Source organism: Mesorhizobium waimense, assembly GCF_003601975.1.
GTDB lineage: Bacteria > Pseudomonadota > Alphaproteobacteria > Rhizobiales > Rhizobiaceae > Mesorhizobium > Mesorhizobium waimense.
Window position 1 is genome coordinate 33,820 of sequence record NZ_QZWZ01000027.1, and the last position, 16,056, is coordinate 49,875.

The following is a 16,056-nucleotide window of genomic DNA, read 5'->3' on the forward strand; positions in this document are numbered from 1 at the left end:
TCATGAGCCTCATTCCCACCATCGGCCTGCCGAAAGGCCGCGCCGGCCAGTTCATCGTCGACGGTGTCGCCGACGGCTATGAAGCCTTTGCGCTGGTGCAGGCAGCGCACGAGATCGCACCCGACAAGCCGGTGCTGTTCGTGGCGCGCGACGGCCAGCGCCTGCCGGCGATCATCGAGGCATTGGCCTTCGCCGCGCCCGGCCTGCCGGTGCTGGAACTGCCGGCCTGGGATTGTTTGCCCTATGACCGCGTCTCACCCGGCGCGGACGCCGCCGCCAAGCGGCTCGACGCGCTGACCGCGATGATCGCGCTGGCCAGGAAGCCGCACCGCGCGATCATCCTCACCACGGCCAACGCGCTGTTGCAACGTATTCCGCCGGCCGATCTGGTCGAGGCGCAGACGTTCCACGCCAAGCCTGGCAACCAGATCGACATGAACGCACTGGTGTCGCGGCTGGAGACTTCCGGCTTCGAGCGGGTACCGACGGTGCGCGGCGTTGGCGAGTTCGCGGTGCGCGGCGGCATTCTTGACCTGTTCGCGCCCGGGTGGACCGAGGCGCTGCGGCTCGATTTCTTCGGCGACACGCTGGAATCGATCCGCGTCTTCGACGCCGCCACGCAGCGCACCACAGGGCAGCGCAAGTCGATGGCGCTGCAGGCGATGAGCGAAGTGGCGCTGACGCCGGAGACCATCAGCCGTTTCCGTCGCTCTTACATCGAGGCCTTTGGCGCGCCGCAGCGCGACGACGGGCTTTATGCGGCGGTCAGCGAAGGGCGCCGCTTTGCCGGCATGGAACATTGGCTGCCGTTGTTCTACGAGCGGCTGGAGACGGTGTTCGACTACCTGCCTGATATCCCAGTCGTCTTCGACCATCTGGCGCATGAGGCGCTGGCCGAACGGCACACGCTGATCCTCGACCATTACGAGGCGCGCCGGAAACAGGCCGACGGCGCGCTGAAGGACGCCGTGCCCTACAAGCCGGTGGCGCCGGACCTGCTCTACCTTTCGCCGGAAAATCTCGTTGCGTCGCTGGGACCGCGTGAAGCCATCGACTTCACCGCCTTCGACGCGCCCGACGCCGGTGCGAGAAAAGTCTTCCACGCCGGCTCGCGCCATGGCCGCGCCTTCGTCGAGGAGCGCGCCGACCCCAACGTCAACGTCTTCGACGTCGTCGTGAAGCATATCGCCGACGAGCGCGCCGCACGTCGCCGCGTCGTCATTGCAGGCTGGACCGAAGGCTCGCTCGACCGGCTCGGACAAATCCTGGCCGAGCACCATCTCGGCAATCTCGTGCCGGTAGCGACATTGTCCGAAGCCGACAAGCTCGAGCCGGGGCAGGCGGCACTTGCCGTGCTGCCGCTGGAATCCGGCTTCGAGACCGAAAGACTGGTAGTCGTCGCCGAGCAGGACATTCTGGGCGATCGCCTGATCCGGCGCTCGAAGCGCAAAAAGCGCGCTTCTGACTTCATCGCCGAGGCCTCGTCCTTGTCGGCCGGCGACATCGTCGTCCATACCGACCACGGCATTGGCCGCTTCATCGGTCTGCGCACCATCGAGGCGGTCGGCGCGCCGCATGACTGCCTTGAGATCCACTATGCCGGCGACGACCGGCTGTTCCTGCCGGTGGAGAACATCGAGCTTCTGTCGCGCTACGGCTCGGATTCGGCCGAAGCAAACTTGGACAAGCTCGGCGGTGGCGCCTGGCAGTCGCGCAAGGCGCGGCTGAAGCGGCGTCTGCTCGACATGGCCGGGCAGTTGATCCGCATCGCCGCCGAGCGGCAGATGCGTTCGGCGCCGTCGCTGGTGCCGGCGGATGGCCTCTATGGCGAGTTCTCCGCGCGCTTTCCCTATGAGGAGACCGACGACCAGCAGACGGCGATCGATTCCGTCATGGACGATCTTGGCGCCGGCAAGCCGATGGACCGGCTGATCTGCGGCGATGTCGGCTTCGGCAAGACGGAAGTGGCGCTTCGCGCCGCCTTCATCGCGGCCATGGAAGGGTTCCAGGTCGCGGTTGTGGTGCCGACGACGCTGCTATCACGCCAGCATTTCAAGACGTTCTCGCAGCGCTTCTCCGGCCTGCCGATCCGCGTTGCTCAGGCCTCGCGGCTGGTCGGCGCCAAGGAACTGGCCGAGACCAAGAAAGGTATCGCCGAAGGCACGGTCGACATCGTCGTTGGCACCCATGCGCTGCTCGGCTCAGCGATCTCGTTCAAGAATCTCGGCCTCTTGATCATCGACGAAGAGCAGCACTTTGGCGTCAAGCACAAGGAGCGGCTGAAGGATCTGAAAACCGACGTCCATGTGCTGACGCTGTCGGCGACGCCGATCCCGCGCACGCTGCAATTGGCGCTGACCGGTGTGCGCGAATTGTCGCTGATCGCCACGCCGCCGGTCGACCGCATGGCGGTGCGCACCTTCATCTCGCCCTTCGATCCGCTGGTCATCCGCGAGACGCTGCTGCGTGAGCGCTACCGCGGCGGCCATTCCTTCTATGTCGTGCCGCGCATCAGCGATCTCGCCGAAATCCATGATTTCCTGCGCGAATCCGTACCGGAACTGAAAGTGGCGGTGGCCCATGGCCAGATGCCGCCGGGCGAGCTCGACGACATCATGAATGCCTTCTATGACGGCCAGTACGATGTGCTTTTGTCGACGACCATCGTCGAGTCCGGTCTGGACATCCCGACCGCGAACACGCTGATCATCCATCGCGCCGACATGTTCGGCCTGTCGCAGCTCTACCAGCTGCGCGGCCGCGTCGGCCGCTCGAAGGTGCGCGCCTATGCGCTGTTCACGCTGCCGGCCAACCGCAAGCTGACCGACACCGCCGAGCGCCGGCTGAAGGTGCTGCAGTCGCTCGATACGCTGGGCGCCGGCTTCCAGCTCGCCAGCCACGATCTAGACATCCGAGGCGCCGGCAATCTTCTCGGCGAAGAGCAGTCCGGCCACATCAAGGAGGTCGGCTTCGAGCTCTACCAGCAGATGCTGGAAGAGGCTGTCGCCGAGGTGAAGGATTCCGGCGAGGTGCAGGATGGCGGCTGGTCGCCGCAGATCGCCGTCGGCACGGCGGTGATGATCCCGGAGGGCTATGTGCCGGACCTGCAGCTTAGGCTGGCGCTCTATCGTCGCCTCGGCGATCTCGAAAGCACCGAGGAGATCGACGCTTTCGGCGCCGAACTGATCGACCGTTTCGGCCCTCTGCCGGAGGAAGTGAAGCATCTGCTCAAGATCGTCTTCATCAAGGCGCTGTGCCGCAGGGCCAATGTCGAGAAGCTCGATGCCGGGCCGAAGGGCGTCGTCATTCACTTCCGCAAGCGCGAGTTCCCCAACCCGGTCGGGCTGGTCAAGTTCATCGGCGAGCAGGGCTCGCTGGCCAAGATCCGACCCGACCACAGCGTCGTCTTCAGCCGCGACTGGCCGAGTGCCGAAAAGCGACTGGCCGGGTCCGCGGTGGTGATGACACAGCTGGCGCGGCTGGTGGCAGCCTAGCAAGGCACCGGCCGCTTCGTGGCGCCGGCCTCCATTCGCCAGCGCTGAAATTCCGGTCTAGAATAGGAAATCGGCTTCGTGTATGGAGCCGCCACCCCATATAGGGGGCTTGCGTGGCAGGCGAGGGTGCTCGCCGGAAAGAGCGTTTGGGTGCAACGATGACGAAATGGTCGCCGAATTCGTGGAGGGCAAAGCCGATCAAGCAGGTTCCTGCTTATCCGGACCTTGCCGCGCTGAAGAATACGGAAGCCCAACTCGCCACCTTTCCGCCGCTGGTTTTTGCAGGTGAGGCGCGCAAGCTAAAGAAGCAGCTTGCGGCTGTCGCAGCCGGTGACGCATTCCTCCTCCAGGGCGGCGATTGCGCCGAGAGTTTTGCCGAGCATGGCGCGGACAATATCCGCGACTTCTTCCGCGTCTTCCTGCAGATGTCGGTGGTGCTGACCTTTGCCGGCGCGCAGCCGGTGGTGAAGATTGGCCGTGTCGCCGGCCAGTTCGCCAAGCCGCGTTCGTCCGACAACGAGACCAAGGGTGAGGTGACGCTGCCGAGTTACCGCGGTGACATCATCAACGGTATCGAGTTCGACGCCAAGTCGCGCATTCCAGATCCCGCCCGGCAGGAGATGGCATACCGCCAGTCGGCGGCGACGCTCAACCTTCTGCGCGCCTTCGCGCAGGGCGGCTATGCCAGCCTGGAGAATGTGCATAGCTGGATGCTGGGCTTCGTTTCCGACAGCCCGCAGGGCGAAAAATACGAGTCGCTGGCGAATCGCATCACCGAGACGATGGATTTCATGCGCGCGGTCGGCATCACCTCCGAAACCAATTTCGCGCTGCGCGAGACGGATTTCTACACCAGCCACGAGGCGCTGCTGCTCGGCTATGAGGAGGCGCTGACCCGCGTCGATTCCACCTCGGGCGACTGGTACGCCACGTCCGGCCACATGATCTGGATCGGCGACCGCACGCGCCAGCCCGACCATGCGCATGTCGAGTACTGCCGCGGCATCAAGAACCCGCTCGGCTTGAAATGCGGTCCGTCGCTGACGCCGGACGGCTTGCTGGAACTGATCGACCTGCTCAACCCGGAGAACGAACCTGGACGGTTGACGCTAATCGCGCGCTTCGGCTCCGACAAGGTCGCCGACCATCTGCCGAAGCTGGTGCGCGCGGTGCAGAAGGAAGGCCGCAACGTGGTGTGGTCGTCGGACCCGATGCATGGCAACACCATCGAGGCAGCCGGCTACAAGACGCGGCCGTTCGACCGTATCCTCAAGGAAGTGCAGACCTTCTTCGAGGTGCACCGCGCCGAAGGCACGCATCCGGGCGGCATCCATGTCGAGATGACCGGCAAGAACGTTACCGAATGCACCGGTGGCGCCCGCGCTATCACCGCCGAAGAGCTGCAGGACCGCTACCACACCCATTGCGATCCACGCCTCAACGCCGACCAGGCGATCGAGCTGGCCTTCCTGGTCTCGGATCTGCTCAAGAAGAGCCATCCGGTCCAGCATAAGCAGGCCGCGAACGGCTGATCCTGTCCGCAAGCAGAATGGATTGAAGAAAGAAGCGCTGGAGAAATCCGGCGCTTTTCTCGTTTCGCGGCGACGCATGACCGGCCGCTGATCACATCAGCGCTTACGAAAATGTGTTCTCACACGACCATCGCAAAACCAAGATTGAGGTGGAACGCACGAGCCACTCCGAGCCCTCTCGATGCGATCGCCAGCACCATGCGCCACGAGCATGCCATCATTCACCACCGCGGGCTTGATTTCTGGTCGGCGCGCGCAGCGGTCCTCGTCATCATCTGCCTGCAGCTTCTCGTCATCAACGACCTCTCGTTCGGCCCGCGGTGGCTGGCTCCGGCGATCGAGGCAGCGCTGCTTTTGCCGTTGTCGATTGCGACGGCCTGGACGCAAGTCGCGACCCAGACAGCTGTCGAGCATGATCAATGGTACGCGATCGGCCGGTTTCGCGTGTTCATCCGTCGGATGGCGCTGGTGATGACCGGCGTCATCAGCATCGTGAATTGTGGTTCGCTGGCCTTCCTGGTGCGCGCGCTGCTGGGAGGCCATGCCGGCCCCGGAACGACGCTTCTCGTCGACGCGCTGAACATCTGGGTCACCAATGTCATCGTCTTTGCGCTCTGGTTCTGGAGCACCGACCGGGGCGGACCGCCGACCTGCGGCCTCGTCAAGCGTGCGCAGGCAGACTTCCTGTTCCCGCAAATGACGCTGCCCGATCGCGAAATCCAGGGCTGGCTGCCGGGTTTCGTCGACTATGTCTTCCTGGCGTTCACCAATGCGACGGCGTTCTCGCCGACCGACACTTTGCCGCTCACCCAGCGTGCCAAGGTGCTGATGATGGCGGAGGCGATGATCTCGCTGCTGACGATCGCGCTGGTGGCCGCGCGGGCCGTCAACATTCTGGCTTAGAGCCGGTTCCTAGCGTCCACGTTCCCAGCGTAGACCGGCAAGTCTCGGGTCGGAAAAGGCCGTCCTTGAAAATTCGATCCGCTTTTCCGGGAATTCGCAAATCGCCTGGATGCCGAAGGCGCCGAGGCGGATGCGCCAGGTTTGCGGCTCCAGCGGCTTTGCCTTGACAAAACCCTTGCAGGTCAGCAGCGCGATGTTGGCGCCTTTCGGGTCGCGCGCCGAGCGATAGCGGATCGCCTGCAGCCCGGCCTCGCGCGCGACATCGGCAATGGACTGGCAAACGCTGTAGTCGGTCGGATGCGTCCATGCGGCGTGGTCGCGATCGAGCGGCGGCTGTGTCAGGTCGATGGCGTTGGAACATTTGATGGCGGCGGCGAAGGCGGTGTAGTCGGCGGCGTCGCGCGGCCAGGGCGTGTCAGGCGATTCCGCGAAGAACAGCAACCGGTAGAACGCCATTTCGGCGACCGCCGTCAGCATCGTCTCGGCGGCATAGTAGACGCCCAGGGTTCTGCCAGCGCGGCGGAAGCGCGAGCCGTGCGGATAGACCGAGCCATAGCGGAAAGGCGTCGCCAGCAGATAGTGGAGATGGCGGCATTCGAGCGGGATTTGCGGCTTGGTCTCCTCGATCAGGTCCTCGAGCAGGGCCTGTTCGTCGAGCGTGTCGACGACCTTCAAGGTCGAGACGCGGTGCTGTGCCTCGACCATGCGCCAGTACTTGCCGTCGAGTGGAACGGCCTCAGACGAGAGCGCGGCGGGAGTCCAGGTAGGCGATGACATCGACGAGCCCTGATATTGTCTGGATTTTCTCGGCTGGCGCGCCGTCGAAAGCCGTGTTGGCATTCTTCAGCCATGCCCGGGCGATCGTCTCGTCACCGCCGACAATGGCGTCGAGCGAACGGAACAATCGGACGAACAGCACCGCGAGCTCGAATGGCTTGGTGCCGCGCTCCAGCAGGAATTCCTGTTTGCGCATGCGCGAAACCGTGGCTTCCGAGACCCCGATGATCGAAGCCAGTATCCGGGCGGTGACATCGAGCAGTTCAGCGGCGCGCAGCGTGGCCTTGGTCAGAACTGCGTTTTCGGCTGCGCTTGCAGCGATTTGAGGCTGTATCATCGGCATGGTTTCCATTTCCATGGAAAATATAGGCCACAAAAATTTACATGGAAAGGTGGCGGCAACAATTTTTCTGAATTCCGGCGGGCATTCGCTCGTCGGGGACGGGCCGCCCGCGGCGCCTCAATCCTTCTTGTAGAGCAGCCAGCTCTTGCCGGCGCGGCCCGCCATCGCCGAATGCCGGGTCACGCGGTTGCGCCCGCTGACCTTCGAGCGATAGAGCGCCCGGTCGGCCTTGGTATAGAGATCCTCGGGGCTTTCAGCCTCGGATGCCATGCAGATGCCCATCGACACCGTCACCGTGCCATAATTGGTGCCGGTCTGGCTGCTGGTGAACGGGGTCTGTTCGATCAGCATGCGTATGCGCTCGGCGATCTCGTAGGTGGTGTCCTCGCTGGCGCCTTCGACGATCAGCGCGAACTCCTCGCCGCCGGTACGGGCCACGAACATGTCGCCGCGGATGCTGGTCTGGAGGATCTCGGCGATGATCTGGATGATCCTGTCGCCGACCGGGTGGCCGTAACGGTCGTTGATGTCCTTGAAGCGGTCGATATCGGCGAGAATCAGGGCGTTGAACAGGATGCCCTTGTTGCTGTTGTAGATCTTGGTGATTTCCTTGTCGAAGGCGCGCCGGTTCCAGATATGGGTCAGGGGATCGGTGTCGGCGAGACGCTTGTATTCCTCAAGCTTCGACTTGACGCTCTCGAGTTCGGCCGTCTTGTCGCTGAGCGTGCTCGCCACCTGCCTGCCGTGGTCGATCGTCGAATTGGTGGCGGCCGACATGGCGCCGACGATCTTCTGCAGCAGATCCTGCGACAGCAGGCTGCGGTTGCTCAGTCCGCTCGATGTCTCGTCGAGGATCCTGCCGTATTTCTCGATATGGGTGCGTTCGCTTCGCAGAAGCGAGGCGATGTCCTCGAGTTCCTTGGCGATGACGTCCCGGGCGTGCTCGACGATGCCCGGACCGTGATTCTGGGCAAAGAAGGTGCGCCCGATGCGGTCGAGGTCTTCCTGCGTCGGCCGGTTGCTCAGCGAGACGACGGCAAGGCTGAGCTCATGGTTGCTGCCGCTCAGCGCCTCGTAGAAGATCTCGTAGTTGCGCGGCAGGCCAAGCACGCCAAGCTGGCGCATGGTTGCCACGACGGTGCTTGCAATGTCGGTGTTCCTGTCGGTCGGGGCGGCTGCCGGCTGCATGTTCTGTTCACTCTACCCTAAGAGCCACCGCGGACCTGCGAGTGCCGGACGTCGCCGATGCGGGGAGTGCGACCGAAATTCCAGTCATGCGAAGAAATGCGTCCCCAAATCACGACCTCCGCTTGCAGGAACAATAGATGCGAGCGCGCTAAAGTTTCCTTAATGCGCCTGCATTGCAACGCATTTTCCTCTACCTCAGGATGCAAGAGGTTTTTCATGAGCGGGCGTCGAGGATTTCGGAACGCGTCCTTGCGGTGTCGCTTTTGTCTATGCCTGGCCGGCGCAAAACTGGAATCCTGCCGGCGAAACTGACTCTGGCAGCGAAATCAGACGGAGGCCAAGATGAGCGACGATCACAGCGGATCATGCCTGTGCGGAGCTGTGCGCTTCAGGACACGGGGGGCCTTGCGCGGCGTGATCTACTGCCATTGTTCGCAGTGCCGCAAACAGAGCGGGCACTATTACGCCGCAACCAACGTCCCCGATGAAAACATCACAATAGCGGGCGCCGAGAACATCAGTTGGTACGAAGCGTCGTCGTTTGCCAGGCGTGGCTTCTGCAAGACATGCGGCTCGGTGCTGTTCTGGAAGCCTCACAAGGATGCCTATGTTTCGGTCATGGCCGGCTTGTTCGACGCGCCAACCGAGCTTCAAGGTGAGAGTCACATCTTCGTCGGCGACAAGGGCGACTACTACACGATCGACGACGGGCTGCCGCAATTCGAAAAATCGACGCCGTCGCTCAGGGTCGCGGACGAATGATTTTTGCGGGGCCTGCCTTATTCCCTTGATCCAGCGGTTGCGATATCCCCTGCCGGTGACTCGGAAAGGGACGTTGGGCATGCAACGGCTGATCGATGCTTTCTATAATTCGGTGCGGGCGTTTCGCAAGCTGGCCGCCAGCGAAAAGGCCTTCCAGCAGGAGCTGATGCTGCTGGTGCTTGCCTTGCCGCTCGGCTGGTTCGTTTCGACGTCCTGGCGTGGCTACGCGCTGCTGATCGGCGCGGTGCTGCTGTTGATCATGGTCGAAGTGCTCAACACCGGCATCGAGGCGGCGTGCGATGCCTTCAGCCGCGAATTCAACGTCGACATCCAGCTGGCCAAGGATTGCGGCTCGCTGGCGGTGCTGATTTCGGTGGTGATCGTCGCCGGCGTCTGGGGCATCGCCATCATCGAGCGCATCACGGGGCTACCGATCTAGCGCTGCAACCACCATATGTCGGTTACCAAAGGAGACCGACATGGCCGAGGCCGCCGATTTTCAACTGCTTGACCGAGCCGGCCTGCCGGACGATTTACGCTGGCTGGTTGAAAGATATCCGCGCGAGATGTGGCAGGGCCACGCAAACATCCACGGCATGGCCACTACGTGGCTGCAGCGGCACGATATGTTCCGCGAACTAGGCGGCATGCTCACCAAAGGCATTGGCGACTATCGCGAGGGCAAGTTGACGGCGCCGGAATTCGCGCGCTGGTTCGCGCCGCGCCTCAACCATTTCCTCGGCAATCTGGACGGTCACCACAATGTCGAGGACCATCACTATTTCCCCGTCTTTGCCAAGGCCGAGAGCCGGCTGAAGCGCGGCTTTGAGATCCTGGACGCCGACCATCACACGATCCATGAAGGGCTGGAGCGCAATGCCGAGGCGGCGAACGCCTTCATCCGAACGCTGCAGGAGAGCGAGGACAGGCAGCGCTTTGCCGCCGATGCCTATGCCGACGAGAACAGCCGGCTGATCGCGATGCTGGCAAGGCATCTGGCCGACGAGGAGGATCTGATCATTCCGCTGATCCTCGACCGGGGCGATCGCGCGCTCGACCCCGACTGACGTTCACGTTTCCCCGGCATCCTTGGCGCGTTCCTTGCCCGCAACATGGTGGGCAAGGAACCAGGCAAGACCGGCCACGGCAAGGCCGATGGCCAGGGCGATCAGCAGCCGCTCGTGGCGATGCAGCGCCTGGCCAACAATGCGCTCGGCACCCAGTCCGAAGACGTAGCCGACAGTGCCGAACAGGGCGGCCCAGACCAATGATGAGACGGCGTTGAGAATGATGAAGCGCGTCGCCGTAATGCTGGCGAAACCGGCGGCGATGCCGCCGACCAGGCGCATGCCGTAGATGTAGCGGTTCGACAGCACGAAGATGTTGGGGTGCGAGGAGACGAGACGGAAGGCGTGGCTGAATCCCGGCCTTGCCTTCAGCTTGAGGACATAGGGATGATCGGCAAAGCTACGGCCGAGGATGAAGAAGAAGGTGTCGCCGACGAAGGCGCCGAAGGCGGCCACCAGGAAGGCCTGCCAAAGGACGAAAACGTGCTGATGGGCGAAGAAGCCGCCGAGGATGGCGGCACTTTCGCCTTCGGCCACGCAGCCCAGGAAAACCGCGAACAGCCCATACTGCTCGATAAGATGGTGGATCGCCTCGGTCATCATGAGGCTTGCCGCGCCGACAATTTCTCGTCGATCCGTTTGACCTGTTCGGCGAGCCGGACGATCTCATCGCGCAGGCTGATGATCTCGCTGTGACGCAATTCGTCCAGCTTCTCATGCAGCGCCATGATCTCGATCTCGGCCTTGAGGTTGACTTCGTAGTCGTGGGCGGCGTCGATGCGGTCGCGCTCGGTCTGGCGGTTCTGCGACATCATGATGACCGGCGCCTGCAGCGCCGCGACCATGGAGAGAACCAGGTTGAGGAAGATGAAGGGGTAGGGGTCGAAGGCGTCGCGCGACAAGAGCCAGACATTGCCTGCGGTCCACAGGATCAGAAAGGCGATGAAGCCGAGGATGAAGGACCACGAGCCGCCGATCCGGGCGATGGTGTCGGCGACGCGGTCGCCGAGCGTCTGATGGAAGGCGACGGCCTTGTTGGTGTCCTTCGATATGGTGGTGCGTTCGAGCGTTGATTGCAGCACCCGGTTTTCGAGCTTGCTCAAGGCATCCGGCCTTCGCTTCAGCCAGCGGCTTGCCAGATCTTCGACGGTCTTGTTCATGTCTCGCCTCCGTCAGCGTCGTCCGCGATAGACGTAGAGGCTGCCGGTTCGAACGGGAAGTGGTAGATTGACGCGACCCGCGAGGACCAAATGGCCGATTTCCAGAAAATCCGCGCCCGTGCGGCAAAACGCAAAGGCGGTGAGGCGGCTTTGGTTTCGCTGCTCGGGCCCATGCCCGACAACGCTGCCGTAGCGAAGGTGACGGACGATCGCATCCTGTCGACCATGGCTGAGCGCGTCTTTGCCGCCGGCTTCGTCTGGCGCGTCGTCGAGCAGAAATGGCCGGGCTTCGAGGAAGCGTTCCTCGGCTTTGAGCCGAAGCGGCTGTTGTTCCAGCCCGACGATTTCTGGCACGATCTGGCCTCCGACAGGCGCATTGTGCGCAATCCGCAGAAGATCAAATCCGTCCGCGACAATGCCGCTTTCGTCGAGTGCGTGTCGAGAGAACATGGCGGTTTCGGCAAGTTCCTCGCCGCTTGGCCTGCCGACGACCAGGTCGGGCTGATGGCCTGGCTCGGTAAGCATGGCAGCCGGCTCGGCGGTAACACCGGCCAGTATTTCCTGCGCTGGCTGGAGTGGGACGCCTTCATCGTCTCGTCCGACATGGCGGCCGCATTGCGCGATGCCGGCCTCGACATGGCCGAAAGCCCGACCTCGAAGAAGGATTTCGACAAGATCCAGGCTCAGATCAACATATGGGTCGCGCAAACCGGCCTGCCGCGCCGGCACATTTCGCGCATCCTGGCGATGTCGATCGGCGAAAACCATTCGCCGGAAGCGCTGCGCGAATATATGGGCGAGTAGCCCTGATCGATACCCGTCACACGAGTACGATTGGTACAAGCAAACGCCATTGCCCGGGCAATTCCGCCACGCTAAACCCTCAGACATGACCAAGAAGCCCGACATACTGCGCATCGCCGTTGCCCAGCTCAACCCGACTGTCGGCGACGTCGCCGGCAATCTCGCCAAGGCGCGCGAGGCGCGGGCGGATGCCGCCCGCCAGGGCGCCGACATCGTGCTTTACACCGAGCTGTTCCTTGCCGGTTATCCGCCGGAGGATCTGGTGTTGAAGCCGGCGTTCCTGAAGTCCTGCGAACGGGCGGCGGAAGAGTTCGCCAAGGACACGGCCGATGGCGGGCCGGGCGTCATCATCGGCACGCCGCTGAAGCGCAAGAGCGGCACGCACAATTCGATCATCGTCGCCGATGGCGGCAAGATCCTGGCCGAACGCTACAAGCTCGACCTGCCGAACTACGGCGAATTCGATGAGAAGCGCGTCTTCCAGGCTGGGCCGGAACTGCAAGGACCGGTGAATTTCCGCGGCGTACGCATCGGAATCCCGATCTGCGAGGACATCTGGGGCGAGGTCGCCGTCTGCGAGACGCTGGCCGAGAGCGGGGCGGAAATCCTGCTGGTACCGAACGGCTCGCCCTATTACCGCGCCAAGATGGACGTCCGCCACCAGGTCGTCATCCGCCAGGTCATCGAATGCGGCCTGCCGATGATCTATGCCAACCAGCTTGGCGGCCAGGACGAGCTGATCTTCGACGGAGCGTCCTTCGCCATCGGCGCCGACAAGACGCTGGCCTTCCAGATGAGCCAGTTCGAGCAGGCGGTCGACGTCACCATTTGGAAGAGGACGTCCAACGGCTGGATCTGCTCGGAAGGGCCGATGTCGAAAATCCCCGAGAGGGAGGAAGCCGACTATCGCGCCTGCATGCTCGGCCTGCGCGACTACGTCAACAAGAACGGCTTCAAGAACGTCGTGCTCGGCCTTTCCGGCGGCATCGATTCGGCGATCTGCGCAGCCCTTGCCGTCGATGCGCTCGGCGAGGAACGGCTGCGTGCGGTGATGATGCCTTACCGCTACACCTCGAAGGATTCGCTGAAAGATGCCGAGGACTGCGCCCGCGCGCTCGGCTGCCGCTACGACATCGTGCCGATTTTCGAGCCGGTCGAAGGTTTTCTGCACGCGCTGACGCAGATGTTCGAAGGCACCAAGGAAGGCATCACCGAAGAGAATCTGCAGAGCCGTGCGCGCGGCACGATCCTGATGGCGATCTCCAACAAGTTCGGTTCGATGGTGGTCACCACGGGCAACAAGAGCGAGATGTCGGTCGGTTATGCCACGCTCTACGGCGACATGAATGGCGGCTTCAATCCGATCAAGGATCTCTACAAGATGCAGGTCTATGCGCTGTCGCGCTGGCGCAATGGCCATGTGCCGCCCGGCGCGCTCGGACCTTCCGGCGAGGTGATCCCGAAGAACATCATCGACAAGGCGCCGTCGGCGGAATTGCGCGAGAACCAGACCGACCAGGATTCGCTGCCGCCCTATCCAGTGCTGGACGACATTCTGGAATGCCTGGTCGAGCACGAGATGGGCGTCGACGACATCGTCGCGCGCGGCCATGAGCGGGCGACGGTGACGCGGATCGAGCACCTGCTCTACATCGCTGAGTACAAGCGCCGGCAGGCGGCGCCGGGCGTGAAGATCACCCGGAAGAACTTTGGCCGCGACCGCCGCTATCCGATCACCAACAGATTCAGGGACCGTGGATAGATCATCGTCGGGTGCAGCCTGAACAGTAACGGCGCAACCGGCCATTGTTGCAAAATCGTCTCACTGCTTGGACCAGTTGCACTTTTGGCCGCGGCCTGCCTTGGCGATGCGCCACGGCGTCTCTATAAGAACTCCTCCGCGCTTCCCCTTCAGGAGGAACCGAATGCCACGATTTGACATCGCTATGCGAGGCCGCGAAGCCTAGGTCTTGATCAGCATGCCGCGAGGGTCCGCCTTCGCGACAGAAGCTGGGCCGAGAACAGGCATTTGCCGCTGCCGGTCGCCGCCCCTTGTACGGGCGAGCCGCCAGATATGCCGAACCTCCGCATTTCCAGACGCCAATGGCGCCAGCGCGGTTTTTTCAATTTGTACCTTACCGGGACCGGGCATTTTTGCGCCCGGATGTACATCATGGCTCGTTTTCGAATCGACCTGCGCGCCGACGCCTTCCGCAGTGTTCTCGGCTTCACGCTCATCCATTGGCGGCGTCAGCCGTGGCGGCTTTCGCTCATCATGGGCGCCTTCCTGCTCTCGACGCTGGCCGATGTGCTGACGCCGCTCTATTCGGGACGGCTGGTCGACGCAGTTGCCAGCAGTGCTGCTGCGGACGAGGTCGCGTGGAATGCGGCGATCGCGGCCTTTTCGATGCTGGTGGCCTTGGCGTTGGCCGGCGTCGTGCTGCGCAACGCCGCCTTCATGGCCATCGTCGAGCTGACGCTGAAGATGATGGCGGATATCGCAGCCGACGCCTTCCACCGCGTCCAGCGCTTTTCGACCGACTGGCACGCCAACAGCTTTGCCGGATCGACGGTGCGCAAGGTCACGCGCGGCATGTGGGCGCTCGACCTGCTCAACGATACGATCCTGATCGCGCTGCTGCCATCCGTGGTCATGCTCGTCGGCTCGACGCTGCTGCTCGGCTGGTTCTGGCCGCTGATGGGCGCGGTGGTGGCCGTTGGATCGGTGCTGTTCATCGCGGTCACGGCGATGCTGTCGCTCGGCTATGTCGCGCCGGCGGCAAGGCTTGCCAACACATGGGACACCCGCCTCGGCGGCTCGCTGGCAGATGCTGTCAGCTGCAACGCCGTGGTCAAGGGGTTCGGCGCCGAGGCGCGGGAGGAAGGCCGCCTTGCGAGGGTGGTCGCCAAGTGGCGGGCGCGTACGCGCCGCACCTGGGTGCGCGGTACCGTCAACGGCACCACGCAAGGCACAATGCTTTTGCTGCTCAGGACGGCGGTGATCGGCTTGGCACTGATGCTGTGGGCGTGGGGTGAGGCCAGCGCCGGCGATGTCGCCTTTGTGCTGACCTCATTCTTCGTGCTGCAGGGCTATCTGCGCGACATCGGCACGCATATCCGCAATCTGCAGCGCTCGATCAACGACATGGAGGAACTGGTCGACTTCCAGTCCGAACCGCTCGGCATCGAGGACCGGCCCGGCGCCGGGCCGATCCGCATCGGCGACGGACGCATCACCTTCGACAAGGTCACCTTCCACTATGGCAGCCACCGGCTGCCGCTTTATCGCGACTTTTCGGTGGACATCGCGCCCGGCGAACGCGTCGGCCTGGTCGGCCATTCCGGTTCGGGCAAGACGACCTTCGTCAAGCTGATCCAGCGCCTCTATGACGTGAGCGTCGGAACGATCCTGATCGACGGCCAGGATATTTCCGCGGTGGCGCAGGCGTCGCTGCGCGGGCAGATCGCGATCGTCCAGCAGGAACCGATCCTGTTTCACCGGTCGCTGGCGGAAAACATCGCCTATGCCCGCCCGAACGCCAGCCAGGCCGAGATCGAGCATGCCGCGCGGCTGGCGAGCGCGCACGACTTCATCGCCAACCTGCCGAAGGGCTACGGGACGCTGGTCGGTGAGCGCGGCGTGAAGCTGTCGGGCGGCGAGCGCCAGCGGGTGGCGATAGCGCGTGCCTTCCTCGCCGATGCGCGCATCCTGATCCTCGACGAGGCGACGTCGAGCCTCGACTCGGAATCGGAAGTGCTCATCCAGCAGGCGATGGAGCGGCTGATGGTCGGCCGCACGACGCTGGTCATCGCGCACCGGCTGTCGACGGTGCGGGCGCTGGACAGGCTGCTGGTGTTCGATCGCGGCCGCATCGTCGAAGAGGGCTCGCATGACGAGCTGATCCGGCTGAATGGCGGCATCTACCGCCGGCTGTTCGAGCGTCAGGCGCTCGAACTGACCAAGGGACTGGTGGTCTGATTTCGCCTGATACCCGGATAAAGAGCACCCGGATCGAAATGGTCCGG

At 63.4% G+C, this 16,056-nt stretch carries 14 protein-coding genes; 9 read left to right on the forward strand and 5 right to left on the reverse strand.

The window, feature by feature from the left end; genetic code table 11:
• The first annotated feature begins 2 nt into the window (after positions 1-2).
• The 3 genes from mfd to D3227_RS27115 all read left to right on the forward strand — a co-directional run bounded on the left by mfd (position 3) and on the right by D3227_RS27115 (position 5,929).
• Positions 3-3,494 (forward strand): transcription-repair coupling factor, encoded by a 3,492-nt coding sequence (gene mfd / locus D3227_RS27105; protein WP_120017329.1) that lies wholly within the window; start codon positions 3-5, stop codon positions 3,492-3,494.
• Positions 3,495-3,652: 158 nt separating this feature from the next.
• The gene (locus tag D3227_RS27110; protein ID WP_120017330.1) at positions 3,653-5,026 is read left to right on the forward strand and encodes a class II 3-deoxy-7-phosphoheptulonate synthase; all 1,374 of its coding nucleotides are present in this window, start codon (positions 3,653-3,655) and stop codon (positions 5,024-5,026) included.
• A 198-nt stretch (positions 5,027-5,224) separates the two neighbouring features.
• Positions 5,225-5,929 (forward strand): hypothetical protein, encoded by a 705-nt coding sequence (locus D3227_RS27115; RefSeq protein WP_120017331.1) that lies wholly within the window; start codon positions 5,225-5,227, stop codon positions 5,927-5,929.
• A 9-nt stretch (positions 5,930-5,938) separates the two neighbouring features.
• Here D3227_RS27115 and D3227_RS27120 read toward each other — a convergent pair whose 3' ends face one another.
• From D3227_RS27120 to D3227_RS27130, 3 genes are all read right to left on the reverse strand, one after another.
• Entirely contained in the window at positions 5,939-6,706 is a 768-nt protein-coding gene (locus D3227_RS27120) for an RES family NAD+ phosphorylase (protein WP_120017332.1), read from the reverse strand.
• Positions 6,666-7,049, reverse strand: a complete 384-nt coding sequence (locus D3227_RS27125; protein ID WP_425374555.1) for an antitoxin Xre/MbcA/ParS toxin-binding domain-containing protein — start codon at positions 7,047-7,049, stop codon at positions 6,666-6,668. Before D3227_RS27125 ends, D3227_RS27120 begins: the two co-directional genes overlap by 41 nt.
• 117 nt (positions 7,050-7,166) lie before the next feature.
• The gene (locus D3227_RS27130) at positions 7,167-8,237 is read right to left on the reverse strand and encodes a GGDEF domain-containing protein (protein ID WP_120017333.1); all 1,071 of its coding nucleotides are present in this window, start codon (positions 8,235-8,237) and stop codon (positions 7,167-7,169) included.
• A gap of 342 nt (positions 8,238-8,579) precedes the next feature.
• Between D3227_RS27130 and D3227_RS27135 the strand changes: the two genes are divergently transcribed.
• The 3 genes from D3227_RS27135 (at position 8,580) to D3227_RS27145 (ending at position 10,066) form a co-directional block, all read left to right on the forward strand.
• On the forward strand, positions 8,580-8,999 hold the full coding sequence (locus tag D3227_RS27135) for a GFA family protein (protein WP_120017334.1): 420 nt from the start codon (positions 8,580-8,582) through the stop codon (positions 8,997-8,999).
• 79 nt (positions 9,000-9,078) lie between these two features.
• Positions 9,079-9,438 (forward strand): diacylglycerol kinase, encoded by a 360-nt coding sequence (locus D3227_RS27140; RefSeq protein ID WP_006202019.1) that lies wholly within the window; start codon positions 9,079-9,081, stop codon positions 9,436-9,438.
• 40 nt (positions 9,439-9,478) lie between these two features.
• Positions 9,479-10,066 carry a hemerythrin domain-containing protein gene (locus D3227_RS27145; RefSeq protein ID WP_120017335.1) on the forward strand — a complete coding sequence of 196 codons (588 nt, stop codon included), beginning with the start codon at positions 9,479-9,481 and terminating at the stop codon, positions 10,064-10,066.
• A 3-nt stretch (positions 10,067-10,069) separates the two neighbouring features.
• On the opposite strand, the gene D3227_RS27150 is transcribed toward D3227_RS27145, so the two are convergent.
• Together D3227_RS27150 and D3227_RS27155 are read right to left on the reverse strand one after the other, a co-directional pair.
• Positions 10,070-10,666, reverse strand: a complete 597-nt coding sequence (locus D3227_RS27150) for a DedA family protein (protein ID WP_120017389.1) — start codon at positions 10,664-10,666, stop codon at positions 10,070-10,072.
• Positions 10,666-11,226, reverse strand: a complete 561-nt coding sequence (locus tag D3227_RS27155) for a DUF1003 domain-containing protein (protein WP_120017336.1) — start codon at positions 11,224-11,226, stop codon at positions 10,666-10,668. The genes D3227_RS27150 and D3227_RS27155 overlap by 1 nt, the downstream gene beginning before the upstream one ends.
• Positions 11,227-11,316: 90 nt before the next feature.
• Here D3227_RS27155 and D3227_RS27160 point away from each other — a divergent pair, with 90 nt between their 5' ends.
• The 3 genes from D3227_RS27160 to D3227_RS27170 all read left to right on the forward strand — a co-directional run bounded on the left by D3227_RS27160 (position 11,317) and on the right by D3227_RS27170 (position 16,009).
• Positions 11,317-12,030, forward strand: coding sequence for a DNA-3-methyladenine glycosylase I (locus D3227_RS27160; protein WP_120017337.1), 714 nt, complete (start codon positions 11,317-11,319; stop codon positions 12,028-12,030).
• Positions 12,031-12,115: 85 nt separating this feature from the next.
• Entirely contained in the window at positions 12,116-13,792 is a 1,677-nt protein-coding gene (locus D3227_RS27165; RefSeq protein WP_120017338.1) for an NAD+ synthase, read from the forward strand.
• Between the two features lie 411 nt (positions 13,793-14,203).
• Entirely contained in the window at positions 14,204-16,009 is a 1,806-nt protein-coding gene (locus D3227_RS27170; RefSeq protein WP_120017390.1) for an ABC transporter ATP-binding protein, read from the forward strand.
• The last annotated feature ends 47 nt before the right edge of the window (positions 16,010-16,056 follow it).